Source organism: Actinomadura sp. 6N118 (assembly GCF_044326415.1).
Lineage (GTDB): Bacteria > Actinomycetota > Actinomycetes > Streptosporangiales > Streptosporangiaceae > Spirillospora.
Genome location: NZ_JBIRAZ010000001.1, coordinates 819,197 through 836,409, shown reverse-complemented (window position 1 = coordinate 836,409; position 17,213 = coordinate 819,197). Strand labels below are relative to the sequence as shown.

The window sequence follows — 17,213 nt, the reverse complement described above, 5'->3', positions numbered from 1 at the left end:
ATGACCACCGACAGCACAGGCTGGCGCAAATCAAGCCACAGCAATCCAGATGGCGACTGCGTCGAGGCAGCGCGCGCGAGCGACGGCAGCGTCGGGCTGCGCGACTCCAAAGCCAACGAGACCAGTCCGATCATCAAGTTCACTCCCAAAGCATGGGCCGCCTTGCTCGTCGTCCTCCGGACCCGCTGAGGTAGCCAGGCAGGATCGGAACATGACCGAGCACCATTTCGCATGGCGCAAGTCGAGCCACAGCGACCCCAACGGCGAATGCGTCGAAGTCGCCCACAGCAACAGCTCCATCGCCCTCCGCGACTCCAGGGCGCCAGGTCCGATCATCGAGGTGACTCGGACCGAATGGACATCCCTGCTCAAGGCCCTAAAGGCGGGTGGCCGTCTGGATCAGCCCGGCGAGGGCCAGGGACCGGCTGTGCGGCGGCCAGGCGATCACGGTGGTGACGGTCGGCGCGTCCAGGATCGGCACGAAGGCCAAGTCGCGGCGGAGATGGCTCCGGGCGGTTTCGGGCAGTAGGGCCACCGCCCTGCCCAGCGCGATCAGCTGCAGGAGCTGGGCGTGGTCGTGCACCTCGGGTCCCGGGCCGTCGGGGTAGCCGCCGTCGCGGTGCGGCCAGCGTGGCAGCGGCAGGTCGGCGATGTCAGCCATGCGCAGGTCCCTGCGGCCTTGGAGGGGATGGTCTTTCGGCAGGACCAGAATCTGGCCCTCGGTGCTCAGCTCCTCGCTGTCCAGGCCGGTCGTCGAGTCGAACGGCCTGTGCAGCAGGCCCACGTCGGCCCGGCCGTCGCGGAGCAGCCGCTCCTGCTCTCCGATCCCGCACAGCAGGACCTCGACGGCGACCGCGCCGGGCTCGGCGGCGTAGGCGTCCAGGAGTTTGGGCAGCAGTTCACCCGACGCCCCGGCCTTGGTGACCAGCACCAGTTTCGGCTCCCCGGCGGCGGCGCGGCGGGTGCGGCGGGCGGCGGCATCGACCGCGTCGAGGGCAGCCCGGCCCTCTCTGAGCAGGACCTTTCCGGCCTCGGTGAGCTCGACCGTACGGCTGGTACGTTCGAGAAGCTGAACGCCCAGGCGGCGTTCCAGCTGCTTGATCGCCCGCGAGAGGGGCGGCTGGGCGATCCCGAGGCGCTCGGCGGCGCGGCCGAAATGGAGTTCCTCGGCGACGGCGACGAAGTACCGCAACTCTCGCGTCTCCATGCTCTCACCGTACCCGGGATCAATACCCGCGAGGTATCGAACGCTACCCAGGCGGTGTTGGAGTGCTCGCGGCCGGACGGCCAGGATTTCGGGTATGAGCGAACAGACGATCACGCTGATCACCGGCGCCAACAAGGGAATCGGATACGAGATCGCCGTCGGGCTCGGCGCCCTCGGCCACACCGTCGGCGTGGGGGCCAGGTCCCCGGAGCGGCTCTCGGCGGCCGTCGAGAAACTCCGCGCCGAGGGGGTCGACGCGTTCGCGGTACCCCTCGACGTGACCTCCGACGAGAGCGTCACTGCCGCGGCCTCCCTGCTCTCGAAGCGTTTCGGACGGCTCGACGTGCTGGTCAACAACGCCGGGGTCACCGGTGGGATGCCACAGACGCCCACGACCGTCGACCCCGCGACCATGCGAACGGTCGTGGAGACCAACGTGATCGGCGTCATCCGCGTCACCAACGCCATGCTGCCGCTGCTCAGGCGGTCCGCCGCACCGCGAATCGTGAACATGTCCAGCAGCGTCGGGTCTCTCACCCGCCAGAGTTCTCAGTCCGGCGTGGAGGCCGTAGGCCCGATCTCCGCCGCCTACTCGCCCTCCAAGACCTTCCTCAACGCCGTGACCCTCCAGTACGCCAAGGAACTGCACGACACCAACATCCTGATCAACGCCGCCTGCCCCGGCTACTGCGCAACCGACCTCAACGGCTTCCGCGGCATCCGCACCGCCCAACAAGGCGCCGCCATAGCCATCCACCTGGCCACCCTGCCCGACAACGGCCCAACCGGCTCCTTCTTCGAAGACGCCGGCGTGGTGCCCTGGTAACTCGTCAACCAGGCCGCACGAAACCCGCGTCCCCGATCTGCAGCGGCCCGCGCTTCGGGCGGAAAAGCACCGGACGCGATCAACCCCGCCAATGTGGCGGCCCCTGCTGGAACCGGCGTGAAGAAGACGATGAGAGAGGTCGGTAGCGTGACGGCCACCAGCCAAATGCCGGCAAAACTGTTCTCGGTCGTCGCGGCGGCCACGACCACAAAGACGGCTACGGCTAAGAGATGTCCCGTAATTCGTTGAGTTGGGGGTCTGTCTTCAGGTTGTCGGGGTGGTGACTCCGGTGGTGGCGTGGTCGAAGCTGGGGCCGCGGCGGCGGCATTGGCGGATGATCTGCCAGCCCTTCGACCAGGCGATGGAGTTGGGCCGGGTACAGGCCGGTCAGGGTGAACAGGCCGCCTGCGCTGTGGGAAGTGGAGGTGATGTGGATCATGGTGAAGATTGCGGGGTGAGTTCTGTCGGTGGCGGAGCGTAATGTCAGTTGTTGATGTTGTGGGTCGTCCACCACCGGCCCGTTCATCCGCGAGAGGAGGCGAGATCATGGCGGCCGAGGCCACCGGTGCCACGGGCCGGGACGCGGTGAAGCCGCGTCGGCATCGGGGCAAGAACAAGGCCCCGGCATGGGTGCGGCCGGACGAGGTGGCGGTGATCGAGCTGCCTTTGGTGGTGACCGACCCGTGTGATCTGGCCCGGGTGGACAAGCTGTACGGCGCGATGTGGCAGGTCAAGCGGGCTTTGCAACGCGACGCGCGCGCCAAGGTCGACGCCTACTGGGCGGCCAAGCGTGAGCGGGACCGTGACGGCGGCAAGGCCGTGTGGCAGCGGCTGGGACTGACCCGTGAAGGGCTGGAGCGGTCGGCGTACAAGCATCTGGAACACTCGCGCCATCTGAAGCATCATGTGTCCAAGGCGCTGGTCATGCACATCGCCGACGAGGTGTGGAACGGGGTGGACCGGCACCTGTTCGGTGACGCTTCGGGCCGCAGGCTCGGCCGTCCGAGGGTGGGCCGGTGGTGGGACTTCACCCGCATCCCGGGCCGGGCCCGCTCCCACACCAAGGCGAACAAGTGGGAGACGTTCCGGCTGGTCGGCACCCTGCAAGGCCACCTGGACGTCCACACCAAGGGCGGCCGCCTGGCCCAGCCCCACCGGATGCCCCAACCCGCTCTCCCCGACGGGAAGACGGTCCCGACCGGCAAGACCCCGGCCTCCGGCAAGCCAGGGATGCGCAAGGCGACCTGGTGGGACCACAACGGGCCACTGGCGGTCGTGTTCACCGGAGGCCCCGACAGCACGGAGGGGGACCTGGTGCTGCCGGTCCGGCTCCCAGGCGCCGGGACAGCGGGCACGACTGGAGCACTTCCTGGCCGACCCCGGCGTGTGGCACAAGGTCGACCTGGTCCGCCGCCGGGACTCCTGCGCGCCGGGCGGGTGGGCCCTGGAAGCCCACCTGATGATCCTCGGCTCCGGCTACTCCTCGCCCGCCGTCCGCCAGATGCGCGCACACGCAGCCGGGCTGGACCGGCGGGGCGGGGTGGACGGCAACGTCTCCAACCTGTCGATCGTGTCCTTCCCCGACAGCATGGACCCCGCCGACGGCGTCCCGGAATCGACCCGGCTCACCCTCGACGATGACGAACAGGCCCGCCTGGACAAACTGGCGCGCAAGCGGCGCCGACGGCAGCGGGCCCTGGACCGGTCACGCCGAGCCACCAACACCCGCCAATACGCCCTGTCCAAACGGCAGGCCCGGCGGGCCGAGCGCCGAACCGCCCGAGGGCTCAAAGAACGGCAGGTCACCGTGCCGCGAGGAGCCCGCGACGCCCGCACCGACGGCGTCCCCAAGCAGGCCCACCGCCACGACGAATTGTCCAACGGCTACCGTGCGACCCGGGCCCGGCACGCGCAGGCGTCCGCGTCGGCTGCCGAACGCAAACGGCACCGCGCCCGCCACCTCGCCCGGCAGATCATCACCACCCACGGGCCGAACCTGACGGTGGAGGACTGCGATATCCGCACGTGGTACCGGCTGTGGGGGCGCCGTCTCTCGCAGACCACCCCCGGCATGCTCATCGCCGCCCTGGCGGCCGAATGCGCTGCGGCCGGGGGACGGCTGGTGCGGTCCTCCACCTACCACACCAAGCTGTCCCAGCACTGTCTGTGCGGTGCCCGGGTGGCCAAGTCGCTGCGGGACCGCGAACACCGCTGCCAGCGGTGCGGGCTGACCGGTGACCGGGACCTGGTGTCGGCCGCGCTCGGCGCGTTCGTGCGCCTCACCGACCCCGACGACCCCAAAACCGCGCGCCTGGACGCCACGATGGCCCGGCACGCCCAGATCATCTATGCCCAAGGGCTGCAAGGAGCCCTGCGCGAGTCAACCACACCGTGCCCGACACCCTCCCACCCCGGGCGGGCCGGGCCGCGTGGCAGCCCCGCGAAGCCATCCGGGGCCTCTGCTCGCCGAACGCCGAACGGCAGGCCCCGGCGACCCCGGATGAGACACGCCCCCAGCACCACCGGGAGCGTGACCACGCCGGAAAACCAGGCCCTGGCCGCGGCTGCACCCCGTCTCATCCCACCAGATGAATTACGGGATAAGCCTTAGGACGATGGTGAAGTAGACCCAACCCACCCCCCTGAGCACCAAGCGGCAGTGGTTCCGGTCGCGTAGCTGTCGAGCCTTTCGTTTGAACCGGTTCACGAGTTTGATGTGCACCTTCTCGGTAGGTGAGAAAAAGTCGACCACGACTCGCGCGAAGATATCCGGCGGGGGGCTTAACCCGCGCAGGTACAACATGCCGTTGGCCCGCAGGTCGCGGCGGCGGTAGACCGGCGCGAGGTCTGCGGTGAGTTCGGCGAATACCGCTTCCATCTGCTCGGGATCTGCACTGCGGCGCAGTGCCGACCCCGAGCCGTGGTCACCGTGCGCGGTGCCTGTCATCTCTGATACCGCTGCGCCACTGCTGCGAAGGCGGCCTTGGGTTCCCATTCCATGTCGGGGTAGGTCTGCCCCCGGCGCCCTTCGAGGAGTTTGACGATGCTCAGGCTGGCCCGGTCCAAGTCGTCCCTGGGGTCGCCGTCGGGGCGGTGCGGGTAGCCAGGCAGGGCGAACAAGAACACGAACGCGCTGTCCACGCCCTCGGTCTCGAAGATCTCCAGCAGATCGCTCAGATATGCGGCCTGGCCGGCCTCGTCACGCTCGTATATGCCGTTCAGCCGTACTGGGGCCTTGGTCTCTGGGTCGTACTCGACCACTTCCAGCACCCGCCCACCACGGTCTCCCGCGCCGCGGTAGGCCGCGGTGCCGAACCCGGTGATGGCGAGCGGCTTCGGGCCTTGGGCCAGGGTGCGCACCGCGTCCCGGAACCGGTCGGCGACCTCGGCGGAGCGGATCAGCTCGAACGTCACAATGTCGAAGGGAGTCCAGTCGACCTGCTCGAACTGGATGGATGCATAGGTGAGCTTGCCCTGGTAGCGCTCGCGGATCGTGGCTGCGGCGTCGCGGAGGAATGCGTTGATGCGCACGCCGAGCTCGCGCATCGCTTCGACCCGCCGCTCGGGTTGGCTCATCAGCTGCTCGACCCGCTCCTCGGGGCTCTCTCCGGGCAGGAACCCGCGGTTCATCACGCTCAGCTCGACCCCTGCGACGAACACGACTGTGGCCCCTTGCTGCCGGAGCCGTTCCGCTCGCTCGGCGCAGTCGCGGAAGAGCGTGAGGATCTGCTCCGGGTCCAGCTCCAGCGGATAGGGCGAGAACCAGACCTCCAGGCCGAGGCCGGCGGCGGCACCGGCGGCCAGCTCCAGTCGGTCGGGGTCGCCGCCGATGATCTGGACCGCGTTGCAGTGCAGGTCGTCGCGGATGATGGCGAGCTCGCGCCGGACCACCGCGGGGTCGAAGTGCTCGCGGGATATCTGGCCGTGCACGACGAATCCGGTGTCGTAGGTCATTCCTCTAGCTCGCATGGTGAGGTCCTCTCTGTCGGTCTCGGGCGGGTCGAGGCTGACAGGAAAAATGCGTGCACGCAAATTTGCGTGCACGCAGCTCTGTGTGGAACGCTGGCACCGTGACGACACCACCACCAGGGCTGCGGGAGCGGAAGAAGCAGGCCACGCGCGAGGCGCTACGCCAGGCGGCCCTGCGCCTGGCTGTGGAGCGCGGACCGGACCAGGTGCGGGTCGAGGACATCGCCGAAGCGGCCGGGGTCTCGCCGCGCACCTACAACAACTACTTCGCCAGCCGCGAGCAGGCGATCGTCGCCGCTGTCACCGCGGACCGGGAGGCGCGGATCGCGGCAGCGGTCGCCGCCCGCCCCGCACACGTGCACCTGGCTGACGCCGTCACCGAAGCAGTGGTCGAGCAGTACACCAACACCGGTGAGCGCGAACACCAGGCGCTGCTGCTGATCATCACCCGGACCGCGCTGCGCGAGGCGTTCCTCGACACCACCGCCGGCATCGAGGCCCCTCTCACAGCGGTGATCGCCGAACGCCTGGGTGACGCCGGAGCGCACACAGCCCGCGTTCTCGCGGCGAGCGTGGCCGCAGCCGTTCGCATCGCGTTGGAAGGCTGGCTTCGGCCGGCCGGGAACGCGGGGGCCGCTGGGAGCCTCGGCGCCGGAGGACTGCTCGTGCCCTCCGGCTCACTGCCCGACCAGCTCCGCGCGGCGCTGGCCCCGCTCGCGCCCGCGTTCGACGCCGCCGAGCGACGCACCCAGCCGTGAAGTCGACCCACCTGGGGCATCGGCGATCCACACGGTGTCGTGCCAGAAGCCGGTGTTGACCGCCAGGGTGTGGATGATGCGCTTGATCTGCGGCAACGCGGCCCGCAGCCGCACCACTCGTTCGGAGCGGACCCTGCTTGGCCGTCAACGGGGCCGTGAGGTCGGGTCGACGGCCAGTTCGGACAGGTTCATCGCCATCGTCCGGTTGACGGCCGGGATCCGGTCGAGCACGCGCAGGACGACGTTGCGGAGGCGGCGCTGCGGCGCGTTGCGGGCGGTGGCGACCCGCGTCATCCGGTCGGTGAACGCGACGACCTTGACGGCGACCGGACGGCGTTCGGCCTCGTAGGCGTCCAGGCTCGCGACCGGAGCGTTGTCGCGCAGTACGGCGCCGAGCCGGGCCGCGAGGGCGACCGCGTCCTGGATGCCGGTGTTCATGCCCTGGCCGCCGGCTGGGCTGTGCACGTGGGCGGCGTCTCCGGCGAGGAAGACCCGGCCGGCACGGTAACTGTCGGCGAGCCGGTGATGCACGCGGAAGCGCGAGCTCCACACGATCTCGGTGACCTTGGTGGACCGCCGTTGGGGACCTCGTGTGTCCAGGAGCGCCTGCACGTCGTCCAGCCCGGGGTGCTCGGGCGCCTCATCGACGGTCGCGACGATCCGGTAGCGGCCGCCCGGCAGCGGCGCCACGACGACCAACCCCGCGGGTGAGAAGTAGAGCATGACCTCGTCGGGGGGCAGGTCCCAGTCGAGCCGCACGTCGGCCAGCACGAACGACTGCCCGTAGGTGGCGCCGGTGAAGCCGATGCCCGCATGCTCGCGTACGGTGCTGTGCATGCCGTCCGCCCCGACGGCGTAGCGGGCGCGGATCGTCTCGCCGGTGGTCATGGTGGCGGTGACGCCCTCGCCGTCCTGGACGATCGAGGCCACCTCGTAGGGGCGGTAGACCTGGCCGCCGACGGCGTGCAGACGGCGCAGCAGGACCTCCTCCGTCACGTTCTGCGGGACCATGAGCGTGTACGGGTACTTGGTGGGAAGCCCGTCGAAGTCGACGCTGAGCAGGGCCCGGTCGCGGTCGCGGACGGTGAAGCGGGGCACGATGACCCCCCGTTCGACAAGTTCGCCCGAGACCCCGACCGTTTCGAGCACCTCCAGGGTGCGTGCGTGTACGACGGCGGCGCGCGAGGTGTTCGCGCCCTCCGCCTGGCGGTCGACGAGCACGGTGTCCACCCCCCGTTCGGTCAGCGCGGCGGCCAGTGTCAGGCCGACGGGGCCGGCGCCGACGATCAGGACCTCGGTGGTTGCGGGAATCGGGGCGGCGGGACGGATTGCCTGGTCTGACATGACGGCCTCCAATGGCCAACGTCTGTTTGCCAACATCTGTTGTCATTTACGTTAACCCAGTTCGCTTGGTTTGCCAACACCTGTTGGCCTACAGTTGTAGGCATGGCCTTCACACAACGCTCCGACCAGACCAGGACCGCGATCCTGACGGCCGCCCGCCGCCGGTTCGCCTCCGACGGCTACGAACGGGCGACGATCCGCGCCATCGCCGCCGACGCCGGGATCGATCCGTCGATGGTGATGCGCTACTACGGCAGCAAGGACGGGCTGTTCGCGGCGGCGACGGACATCGACCTGCGGCTGCCCGACCTGACCGCGGTACCGCGCGAACGCGCGGGCCAGACGCTGGCCAGGCACTTCGTCGAGCGCTGGGAAGGTGCGTTGGCGGACGAGGTACTGATCGTCCTGTTCCGCTCGGCCATCACCAACGAGACGGCCGCCGAGCGGCTGCGCACCGTCTTCGGAAGCCAGGTCGCCGGGGCCCTCGCCCCCGCCGTGACCGACCCGGCGGAGTTGCCCGCGCGCGCCGGGCTGGTCTCGACGCAGCTCCTCGGCGTAGCGCTCTGCCGCTACATACTGCGCCTGCCCCCGGTCGTCGCCCTCGACGTGGACACCCTCGTGGCGAGCCTGGCCCCCACGATCCAGCGCTACTTGACCGAGCCCCTCACCTCCAGCGCACGCCTGGACGGGTGATTCCTGACGATCACGATGTGGTGGACCCGCCTACGACCATGAGGAAGTCGGGTGGCCCGGGGCATCTCAGCCCCGGGCTCCCACAGATCCCGGCGTGACAATCTCTCGTCACCGACGATCCTGCCGTCTTGATCACCTGGCGACCCAGGGAATCCACCGCCAGTGCCCATACATGTTTCTACAGTCCCCTCTCCGCGCTCGTGACGCACTCACTCGTCTAGCTCAGGCGACGGGTGATGGCGGTGGCGGCGTCTTCGACGATGTGGGAGTTGGTGTCGGTGAGGGTTACGGAGATGGTGGCCAGGTCCGTTGGCTGGAAGCCGTTGCGGTCCATGTTGTCGACGGCGGTGACGTCTGCCGACTGTTCTGTCCCATCGCAGTCCGGGATGATTTTGCCGCGGGCGCCGGCGGCGGCAGCGACCGTGGCGTTGAGCGCGACGATGCCGCTGTGCGGGGCACAACGGTATTTGACCTTGATGGTCACGCCGTTACCTGTCTTGGTTGCTGCCGCTTCGGTGATGGTGATCGTGGTGTTGGGTGGGGGGTCCTGCGAGAGCCAGACCGTGGCGATCGTCGCGAGCGTCGTCGCCACCGCCGCGGCCATTGTGGGCAGGAAGCGCCCTGTGCGGCGTGGAGCAGACCGGGAAGCCGCGGGAGCCGGCGCCTGTCGAGGTGGAATTGTTGCTTCCCGCTCGCTCACCAGATCACGTTCGGTGAGCGTAGCGGCCCTGAGGTGTTCGACCATGGACGGTGGGGGGTCTGCTGGCGGCAGGGGTCCGTGCAGCCGTTGCCAACATGTCCTCCAACGCTCCAGCTCGGTAGCCGATCCATCGCACAACGAAAGAATCTGCAGCACATCGTCCAGGGCGGGTGGGCGGCCCCGTCCGCTGAGAAGGTTGGAGAGCGTGGTGCGTGACAGTTTCGTCGGATGCTCAGTGGTTCGGTGGGATCGGGCTGAGAGCTCTCGAAGACTGACGCCAGCGCGGAGTCGAAACCGGTTCAGGGTTTCCATGAGCTGAGTCGTCGTCTGGGCGTCCGCGGGGTCGATGTCGCCGGCCTCGGTCGACCCTGATCGCTGGGCGTACTCATCCGTCGGCCGCCCCTGTTGATCGGCAGGGTCAGCTTCGGTGACGGTGTCGTTGGGGGCTGCGGCGTGCTTCCATCGGGTTCGCCATTCGGCCGGGTCTTCCCCGCACGCTGTGACGAAGGCCTGAGTCACCTCCCATGTGGGCAGTTTGCGGCCCGAGGCGGCCTGCGACAGGGCAGTGACGGAGTAGTGGACGCGGTCGGCCATCTGCCGGTACGTGGGCACCGGATCGGCTGACTCACGCAGGTCACGCAACGCGCAGGCGAATGCTGCGACTGGGCCGGCCTGTGGATCGAGGCGAGTTTGGGGGCGTGGCACCAATGGCTCCCAGCAACAAGGCGCCGGTCTGGCCGGCTCGGCCGGGACCTCGCATGGGCGAGGCCGGCCGAGCCGGCTCAGTCCTCGTCGCGGCGGGCTAGACGGCTGGTGACCTCAACCGCCGCGGCCACGGTCGTGATCGCGGCCGGAAGCGTAAGGCCGGCTGCCAGCAGGACAACGACGACCACCACGAGGACGACCAGGACGACGCTGCGCCGACCGGGCGCGGGGATGCACGCCCCGTCATAGCGGGGGAAAGGGACAGACATGTGTGCGGACCTCTCAGTTGGACACCGGGACGAGGGCTGCGATCATGTGGCGATCGCTTCCCGGCGCTGGCTCGGGTGGACTGATGAAGCGAGCCCCCTCGGCGTGCGCGGAGACGATTGCCGTCGTCCCTGCGCGAAGGGGTAACTCCCTCCATGGTTCCCGGTGCGGATGCGACCAGGAAGCCCTAGTACCGCGAGTGTTGTTTCGAATCCCGTCCACCTGGGGCCGTGAACAACACCGCCGTAAACGATCAGTTTGTTTCCATTCCGGAGCGGGCGCCCAAGGTCCGCCAAGCCATCAGCACAGGTAGAGGAGTTGTTCGCATTGGCGTGATGTCCTCGTCCCAAAGCCACATCTTGCCGGACATCGGCCAGATCGGCGTTACTGGAAACGCATCCGTCCAGCATCCACCTGAAGCAGTGATCTGTGGCGTGAGCAGCGGATTCCTCCCTTGGCTCGGGTGGCATCTGCACCGTTGGGGTCTCCTGTTGCCGCAGGAGACCCCAAAAGCGTTTCGGTCAGGATCCAGCCCGAGCAGACTGCCGTCCCTTTACAGCACGAACTCACAGTGACGCGTCGCCGTAGCCGCATCCCCACGTGACCTACTTGCCGCAGTGCCGCAGAGCTCCCAGACCTCGAAACACATGTGAGCCGCGGATAACGGCGCCAGCTCGATAGCGGGGTGAGCGCGAGAGTAGCCACCGTGGCACACAGCCATTCCTCGCCGGGGAATTCACGCGAGCCGATCACTCGGCGATAAGGGACCGGCTTCTGGCGCCGCTGCTGCGCCGTCCGCGGCGTTCGGAGCGCATCCACTCTGGCGGCACCGGCGGCATCGCATGAACCTTGAGCACCTCGCGCGGTGGCGTCGGCCTCCCCTTACCCGTTGGCGTATGCCTACTGGCGAACGGGAGATACTTGGCTTGCCCGCCAGCTAGATAGCAATGTCTGTTTCTCAGCGGCAAAGCCGATATAGAAATGTGGACACGGTCGGCAAGGGGAATTCACGCAGAGTTGCCGACAATGTCGCGGCGTCCCGATACGCCGGGCCGGAACTGGGGTGCGAAATTGTCGCGCCAGGGGGCTTCAATGACTGAATCGTCAGCAGAACGATCTGCCGTGAGCAATTTCGGCTCGCTCCAGATCGCGCCAGTAACGATCATGTACGTGTTCGACCGCGAGGTGGCGCTGCGCTTCGGCAGGCAGTACCACGGCGGAGCGGGGTACTGCCTCAGTGACGTCTACCCCGAGAACATCCAGCCGTCGGCGAACATGAAGGCCGCGACCCAGGCCATGCAGACCCAGGCCGCGATGGCCAAGGACCCCGGAAACCGCGCGTGGCAGGCATGGAAGATCCGGTTGTGGAACGTCTGCGCCTTCGGCATGTCGCTGGGCGCCGAGGCGGGCACCGCATTCCTGATCGAACGGGAGCCGGCCCTCGCCTCAGGAGACCGGTATCGGCCCATGGATCCACGGGTTCTGGAGCTCTGGAAGACCATGTCCGGTGTCACCTCGACCTTCGTCAAGGTCAATTTGGTGCCATCGACCGCGGTCGTGCTGGACACGCTCGCGTACGACCAGAATGGCCTGACCGAAGCCTCCATCGACACCCTCTACGGTGCGGTACTGGAGCGGCTCTCCGCCCTCGCCACCCCGAAATAGAGCTCGAAGACGTCGGACGGCAAAACTATTCTCCGGCGGCCTCGAACGGCCGTTGCCGGAGGTTCGGAGAACGCCATGGAAGTGGAATTCATCGCCCGTCCGCGTGGCGAGCGCGAGGCCATGAACGTGCTTGAGCAATTCTCCCAGAAGCTCGCCGGCGGTTACGCGTCGATCGAGTTCAACGGCGGGATCTTCACGATCGGCGCGAGCCACACCGGCGACATGTACGACGTGGCCATGGCTCACACGATCATCGGCCATTCCCTGGTCATCATCTGGGGCGTCGACGCGTCCACGGCCGCGAGGGCCGCGGAGATCGCCCGCTTCATCGACGAGCGCGAGACCGTCCTGTGGACCAGCGGGCCCCCGCCCGCCGACGGCTACTACGCCGACACTGGACCGGCCGACCTGAGGGAACTGGCGGCCGGCAGGTCGAAGGCGAGGCCGTACTGGATCCGGGAGGGCGGGGCCACGACCATCGTGACCGCCTATGCCGGTGTCTCCGCCGAACAGCGCCGGGACGTCCCCGGATTCGTGGCTCCCGAGGTCTTCGTCAAAGGCACCGGGACCAGCCTGGACAAGGGCATTCACGAGGACCTCGGAGCGCACGGCTTCACCGGCGGAAAGCGATACGTGATCGTCAACTATCGCCAGTCGGGCCACACTTCAGGGACCGCTCCCGCGCTGGACACCGGCGAGGAGGGCTTCCTCCAGCTCATGGACGCCGTGGCGCGGCTGGGTCTCGTGCCGGTCCCGATGGGCGAGTACGACCCGTACCCCCGGCTGGGCAGGACGCCGAAGGACGAGGTGAGCGCGAACCTGCTGAGGTACTGGACGTGGAAGTCGGTGGACTCCCTCGGACGCCGGGCCGAGGCACGGCTGCTGCGGGTGCTCGTCGAGAAGTTCGCGGCGGTCGCGGCGGTCGGCATGCGCAGCGGGGTCACCGACCTGCTCGCGTACGTGGGCATCCCGACCCTGTCCATCGACATCCACCCTCGCCGCGGCGTCGTCGCCAAGGGCTGGCAACGCCCGCTCAAGCGGGAGAGCGTCTTCCCCGCATACAAGGTCGTCTCCCTCATGCAGGGACGCCAGCGCGAGAGGGACAAGCAGGAGAGGTGGGCGGGCGATTTCGGTGCCCAGGATCTTGCGGTCATCCAGAAGGCCCTTGACCTGCTGACGCGCGGGGAGACCATGGACTGGAAGGCGCCCCAGCACCCCCAGGACGTCACCGCGATCGACGCCCATGCCGCAGGTCTCCTGAAGGAGGCCGAGGACCGGGTCGGCACGCTGCGCCGTGCCGCCGCGTACAGGTCCTCTGGTGCGGCCGATCCGACTCCCAAGCCGTCGGGCAAGTCCGGCACGAGCAACATGGAAGACCTCAAACGGATGATCGATCAAGAGAAGCAGCTGGGGGTCAGCACCGGGCAGACCGCGGCGAACGAGGTCTGGCTGCGAGACCAACGTGAGCTTGCCGATCACCTCCTCGACTGGCTCACCGACACCTTCGTCCAGCAGACCACCGAAGTGCACAATGCGATCCGTGACCTCCGTGAACTTCACGCTCTCACGTGACGCGCCAGGCCGTACGCCTGCACGCCTCCCCGGCAGACTGAACGAGGAGCCCGGATCGGGAGGCCTCCTCGACGGGGGGTCGCTCGTCCGGCGAGGAGATGGCCTCGATGAGGAACGGCTCGGGCGATGAGTACGCCATCGTGTGGTCTTAGGCTGGCGCGCACGTCCGGGGCTTCGATCACGAATCCCGGATGAGCCCGCACGCAAATCAGGCTCATGAACCGTGGCCGAGAGTCCTTGCCTCGGTGCCCGAGCTCTCCAAGCCCTACATGCTCATCTGCACTCGACAATCACGCCCAAGCTCGCCTGACCTTCGGGCTCGGGGCCTTCGGGCTCGGGGCCTTCGGGCACGACGGCCGTCATGGGCGCAGCACGATCCCCGGTGTCCGCGCCGTGCTCGCAGGTCTTGGTCTTGTCGGCGTGTTCGGCTCAGATCGGCCCGTGACAGGAGTGATGGATGGCCTGCGGGCAGCGGGCAGCGGGCAGCGGGCAGCGGGCAGCGGGCAGCGGGCAGCGGGCAGCGGGCAGCGGGCTAATTAGTGTCCGGGATGGTTCAGTCCGCCAGGATGCGTTCCAGAGTGCGTTGGGCCATCCGGCTCATGGTCGGGTTACTTTCGACGTAGTACCAGGCCGCGCCCATCGCCTGCTCGAAGGCCCACACCCTGCCGCGCGCCTATTCAAGGTCGTCGCAGCCAAGCTCCTCGCGGAGCACCTGCCGCGGCCCCGCCTCAAGCAGATGCCACGCACTTACGAGATCCAGAGCAGGGTCAGCCGGTCCGAGTCCACCGACGTCGAGAATCCCGGCCAACCGCCCGGCGGACACGAGCACGTTGCCGGGAATCAGATCAGCGTGGCTCATCACGTCGATTGCGTTGCGCGGCAGACTCCGCATGAAGGCCCACATTTATCGAAGCCGAGGGACGTCCAGCAGCCCCTCGCTGCGCCTGAAACACGTTTCCATCCACTCGTCATGGAACTGCAGATCACCCCCTCGGCCTTCGCCGGCGAACGTGCGGCCACGCGTGTCAATGGCGCGCAAGTCGTTGATGAGGTCGGCCAGGTCATGCGCAAACGCGACCGATTCGCCTGGGTCCTCGTCCGTAGCCACAACGCCGGGCAGCCATGTCTGCACCGACCACGGAAGCGGGTAGCCCGCCCCGGGCTCACCGAGCGCGACTGGCTCGGGCGTGCGAAATCGCGTCTGACCTACCAGCTCACGAGCTGCTTGCGCTTCCGACTGCAGCTGGCGCCGCGTCGACTCGACGTCCCCGGGCCGTAGAGGGAACCGAGCTGCGAAGGTCACCGATGCGGAAGATCGCGTTGACCGTCCCCTGAGCGGTGATGTTGCTGACAGGCAGGCTCCGCCACTCAGGAAACTGCTCATCTACCAACGTGCGCACCGTCCCAAGTGACACGGTCAGCTGGTCAGCGTGCATCTTCACACGGGGAGCGTCCCGCTTCTCGATCTTGAACTGCAACCTGTTTTCCGGCCGCGGAGGCGGCCGCGTCGTTGCTGCCTGCGTCAGGGGCGGCGGCGCTACGGCGGGCGCGGTGTGCGCGGACCCGGCCCCGGCTCGCGCACGCCGGGGACGGGCACCAGCGTCGGTGCCCTGGGGGATCGATGAAGACGCCCCGGCAGTCGTGTTCCGGGCAGCTCTTCAGGGCGAACCGGTCGGCGCCGGTCATCTGGTCCACCGCTTGGCGGGCGATGCGGGCGAGGGCGTCCAGGGTCGTCGCCGGTGGTTCTCGCCGCAGCCGGTCGTCTGCGGTCAGCCGGATCGGATCGTTGTGTTCGGCCAGGAACGCGGTCAGTTCCGCTATAGCGCCCGCGGGTGGCGGCTGCTGGTCGACGGTGGCCAGTGCGAGGACGCGCAGCGTCTCCCGCAGCGTCCGAGCCCGGCGCAGGTCGTCGTGATCGAGCGGTCGAGCGGGGGTGAGCTCGCAGCGCTCAAGCCATTCGGCGAGCCTGCTGGGCGTGGCGAGCCGTTCGATGGGGTTCGTACTGAACGTGCGGCCTTTGGTCGCGAGCAGGTTCAACCAAATGGCGCCGCTGTCGAACCGGAAGGCAAGCGCGTCTTTCTTGGCCATGAGAGAAGCGTAACGCTTCTGGCGTTACACGTGCTCGGCGTTGTAACGTCCAAGGCGTTACAACAGCTCGAGGGTGAGGACATGACCGTGACGAGGAGCGAGGCACTGGCGCAGAAGATGACGCCGGCGCGGCTGGACCGCGATGAGGGATACCGGATGCTTGACTCGCTCCAGGATGAGGCGACCCAGCAGGCGGCACTGCCGGGCATCGAGCCCCTCGCCCCGGGCTTCGCCGACTGGATCGTCACCGCCCTGTTCGGTGGCACCTACCTGCGCGAGGGGTTGTCCCTGCGCGACCGGCAGCTGGTCAACCTGGCGGCGCTGACCGCACTCGGTGGTGTGGATCCGCAGCTGAACGGACACGTCAAGACCTCCTTGCGAGTCGGTATGACGCGCCAGGAGATCATCGAGGTCTTCGTCCATTTGGCGCCCTACATCGGGGTGCCAAAGGCGCTGGCCGGGCTGCGGGTCGCCGCGTCCGCGCTCGCCGACACAGAGCAGGAAGCCGCACGATGACGGCGGCGATCCGGACCGTCCTCGGGGACATCGCGCCCGAGGCGTTGGGCGTCTGCGATGCCCACGACCACCTGTTCATCAGCTCTGTGGCGTTGCCGGGTCAGAAATTGGACGACTCCGAGGCCGCGCTCGCCGAACTGGACGCCTTCGCCGCGTTCGGCGGGCGCGCGGTAGTGCAATGGACGCCGTGGGGGATGGGGCCACGAACCGAAGACTTGCCCGATCTGTCCCGGCGGTCGGGCGTGCACGTCATCTCCGCCACCGGGATACATCAGGCCAAGCACTACGCTCGAGGCGAGCTGGAGCGCGTCTACGGGGAGCTGCCCGGGCTGTTCATCCGCGAGCTGACCAGCGGCCGTGTGAACGCAGGGATGATCAAGGTGGCGGGGGCGTATCACCGTCTCGACGACCACGCCCGGCACGTCATGGCCGCTGCGGCTGAGGCGCACCACGCCACCGATGCCCCCATCGGCATCCATCTGGAGGCCGGAACCGCCGCCCTGGACGTGCTCCACTTCCTGTGCGACACCTGCGAGGTGCCCGCACGGCGGGTAATCCTTGGGCACCTGCATCGATTCCCGGACACCAGAATCCACCGGCAGGCCGCCGAAGCCGGTGCCTTCCTGGCATTCGACGGTCCCTCCCGAGCGCACCACGGCACCGACTGGCGCCTGCTGGACAGCCTCGCCGCTCTCACCGACGCCGGCCACGCCCAGCAGATCCTGCTCGGCGGTGACACGGTCACGCCTATGGCCAGGTCCAGTGCCGACGGCCCAGGCATGCCGTTCCTGCTCAGCGGCCTGCGCCCGCGAATCGAGCGCGAACTTGGGCCCGACATCGCATGCGCGATCTTTACCGAGAACCCGGCTCGCGCATTCGCGGCGCAATGGCGGCAGCCATGAC

The 17,213-nt window shown here is 68.3% G+C and carries 19 protein-coding genes and 2 pseudogenes; 11 read left to right on the top strand and 10 right to left on the bottom strand.

The window, feature by feature from the left end:
- Both ACH34W_RS03655 and ACH34W_RS03650 read left to right on the top strand, forming a co-directional pair.
- Positions 1-189, top strand: coding sequence for a DUF397 domain-containing protein (locus ACH34W_RS03655; protein WP_395959225.1), 189 nt, complete (start codon positions 1-3; stop codon positions 187-189).
- Between the two features lie 22 nt (positions 190-211).
- Positions 212-322: pseudogene (locus tag ACH34W_RS03650) on the top strand (DUF397 domain-containing protein); the annotation flags it as partial.
- Positions 323-376: 54 nt separating this feature from the next.
- Here the strand turns inward: ACH34W_RS03650 and ACH34W_RS03645 are convergent.
- A complete protein-coding gene (locus tag ACH34W_RS03645) occupies positions 377-1,207 on the bottom strand; it encodes a LysR family transcriptional regulator (RefSeq protein ID WP_395959224.1) in 831 nt (276 codons plus the stop codon).
- A 94-nt stretch (positions 1,208-1,301) separates the two neighbouring features.
- On the opposite strand from ACH34W_RS03645, the gene ACH34W_RS03640 reads away from it, so the two are divergent.
- The gene (locus ACH34W_RS03640; RefSeq protein ID WP_395959223.1) at positions 1,302-2,033 is read left to right on the top strand and encodes an SDR family oxidoreductase; all 732 of its coding nucleotides are present in this window, start codon (positions 1,302-1,304) and stop codon (positions 2,031-2,033) included.
- A 223-nt stretch (positions 2,034-2,256) separates the two neighbouring features.
- On the opposite strand, the gene ACH34W_RS03635 is transcribed toward ACH34W_RS03640, so the two are convergent.
- Positions 2,257-2,559, bottom strand: a complete 303-nt coding sequence (locus ACH34W_RS03635) for a hypothetical protein (RefSeq protein ID WP_395959222.1) — start codon at positions 2,557-2,559, stop codon at positions 2,257-2,259.
- A 20-nt stretch (positions 2,560-2,579) separates the two neighbouring features.
- On the opposite strand from ACH34W_RS03635, the gene ACH34W_RS03630 reads away from it, so the two are divergent.
- Positions 2,580-3,674: a hypothetical protein gene (locus ACH34W_RS03630; RefSeq protein ID WP_395959221.1), complete on the top strand. Its 1,095-nt coding sequence runs from the start codon at positions 2,580-2,582 to the stop codon at positions 3,672-3,674.
- Complete coding sequence (locus ACH34W_RS03625) at positions 3,604-4,644, top strand: zinc ribbon domain-containing protein (RefSeq protein WP_395959220.1); 1,041 nt, start codon at positions 3,604-3,606, stop codon at positions 4,642-4,644. The genes ACH34W_RS03630 and ACH34W_RS03625 overlap by 71 nt, the downstream gene beginning before the upstream one ends.
- Here the strand turns inward: ACH34W_RS03625 and ACH34W_RS03620 are convergent.
- Together ACH34W_RS03620 and ACH34W_RS03615 are read right to left on the bottom strand one after the other, a co-directional pair.
- The gene (locus ACH34W_RS03620) at positions 4,627-4,980 is read right to left on the bottom strand and encodes a hypothetical protein (RefSeq protein WP_395959219.1); all 354 of its coding nucleotides are present in this window, start codon (positions 4,978-4,980) and stop codon (positions 4,627-4,629) included. The genes ACH34W_RS03625 and ACH34W_RS03620 overlap by 18 nt on opposite strands.
- Positions 4,977-5,987 carry a hypothetical protein gene (locus ACH34W_RS03615; protein ID WP_395959298.1) on the bottom strand — a complete coding sequence of 337 codons (1,011 nt, stop codon included), beginning with the start codon at positions 5,985-5,987 and terminating at the stop codon, positions 4,977-4,979. The genes ACH34W_RS03620 and ACH34W_RS03615 overlap by 4 nt, the downstream gene beginning before the upstream one ends.
- A 116-nt stretch (positions 5,988-6,103) precedes the next feature.
- On the opposite strand from ACH34W_RS03615, the gene ACH34W_RS03610 reads away from it, so the two are divergent.
- Complete coding sequence (locus ACH34W_RS03610) at positions 6,104-6,760, top strand: TetR/AcrR family transcriptional regulator (protein WP_395959218.1); 657 nt, start codon at positions 6,104-6,106, stop codon at positions 6,758-6,760.
- Between the two features lie 144 nt (positions 6,761-6,904).
- On the opposite strand, the gene ACH34W_RS03605 is transcribed toward ACH34W_RS03610, so the two are convergent.
- Entirely contained in the window at positions 6,905-8,104 is a 1,200-nt protein-coding gene (locus tag ACH34W_RS03605) for an FAD-dependent monooxygenase (RefSeq protein WP_395959217.1), read from the bottom strand.
- Between the two features lie 102 nt (positions 8,105-8,206).
- Here ACH34W_RS03605 and ACH34W_RS03600 point away from each other — a divergent pair, with 102 nt between their 5' ends.
- The gene (locus ACH34W_RS03600) at positions 8,207-8,797 is read left to right on the top strand and encodes a TetR family transcriptional regulator (protein ID WP_395959216.1); all 591 of its coding nucleotides are present in this window, start codon (positions 8,207-8,209) and stop codon (positions 8,795-8,797) included.
- A gap of 217 nt (positions 8,798-9,014) precedes the next feature.
- On the opposite strand, the gene ACH34W_RS03595 is transcribed toward ACH34W_RS03600, so the two are convergent.
- Together ACH34W_RS03595 and ACH34W_RS03590 are read right to left on the bottom strand one after the other, a co-directional pair.
- A complete protein-coding gene (locus ACH34W_RS03595) occupies positions 9,015-10,202 on the bottom strand; it encodes a helix-turn-helix domain-containing protein (protein WP_395959215.1) in 1,188 nt (395 codons plus the stop codon).
- Between the two features lie 77 nt (positions 10,203-10,279).
- Positions 10,280-10,471 (bottom strand): hypothetical protein, encoded by a 192-nt coding sequence (locus ACH34W_RS03590; RefSeq protein ID WP_395959214.1) that lies wholly within the window; start codon positions 10,469-10,471, stop codon positions 10,280-10,282.
- A 1,120-nt stretch (positions 10,472-11,591) separates the two neighbouring features.
- Between ACH34W_RS03590 and ACH34W_RS03585 the strand changes: the two genes are divergently transcribed.
- Together ACH34W_RS03585 and ACH34W_RS03580 are read left to right on the top strand one after the other, a co-directional pair.
- Positions 11,592-12,134, top strand: a complete 543-nt coding sequence (locus tag ACH34W_RS03585; RefSeq protein ID WP_395959213.1) for a hypothetical protein — start codon at positions 11,592-11,594, stop codon at positions 12,132-12,134.
- Between the two features lie 75 nt (positions 12,135-12,209).
- Positions 12,210-13,706 (top strand): hypothetical protein, encoded by a 1,497-nt coding sequence (locus ACH34W_RS03580; RefSeq protein WP_395959212.1) that lies wholly within the window; start codon positions 12,210-12,212, stop codon positions 13,704-13,706.
- Here the strand turns inward: ACH34W_RS03580 and ACH34W_RS03575 are convergent.
- The 3 genes and pseudogenes from ACH34W_RS03575 to ACH34W_RS03565 form a co-directional block, all read right to left on the bottom strand.
- Positions 13,699-13,845 carry a hypothetical protein gene (locus ACH34W_RS03575; protein ID WP_395959211.1) on the bottom strand — a complete coding sequence of 49 codons (147 nt, stop codon included), beginning with the start codon at positions 13,843-13,845 and terminating at the stop codon, positions 13,699-13,701. The two genes, ACH34W_RS03580 and ACH34W_RS03575, sit on opposite strands and share 8 nt — an antisense overlap.
- Before the next feature lie 534 nt (positions 13,846-14,379).
- Positions 14,380-15,090 (bottom strand): annotated as a pseudogene (locus ACH34W_RS03570) (phosphotransferase).
- A gap of 41 nt (positions 15,091-15,131) precedes the next feature.
- Positions 15,132-15,794, bottom strand: a complete 663-nt coding sequence (locus ACH34W_RS03565) for a CGNR zinc finger domain-containing protein (RefSeq protein WP_395959210.1) — start codon at positions 15,792-15,794, stop codon at positions 15,132-15,134.
- A gap of 81 nt (positions 15,795-15,875) precedes the next feature.
- Between ACH34W_RS03565 and ACH34W_RS03560 the strand changes: the two genes are divergently transcribed.
- Both ACH34W_RS03560 and ACH34W_RS03555 read left to right on the top strand, forming a co-directional pair.
- Positions 15,876-16,310: a carboxymuconolactone decarboxylase family protein gene (locus ACH34W_RS03560; RefSeq protein ID WP_395959209.1), complete on the top strand. Its 435-nt coding sequence runs from the start codon at positions 15,876-15,878 to the stop codon at positions 16,308-16,310.
- Positions 16,307-17,212 carry a phosphotriesterase gene (locus ACH34W_RS03555; RefSeq protein WP_395959208.1) on the top strand — a complete coding sequence of 302 codons (906 nt, stop codon included), beginning with the start codon at positions 16,307-16,309 and terminating at the stop codon, positions 17,210-17,212. The genes ACH34W_RS03560 and ACH34W_RS03555 overlap by 4 nt, the downstream gene beginning before the upstream one ends.
- Position 17,213 lies beyond the last annotated feature (1 nt).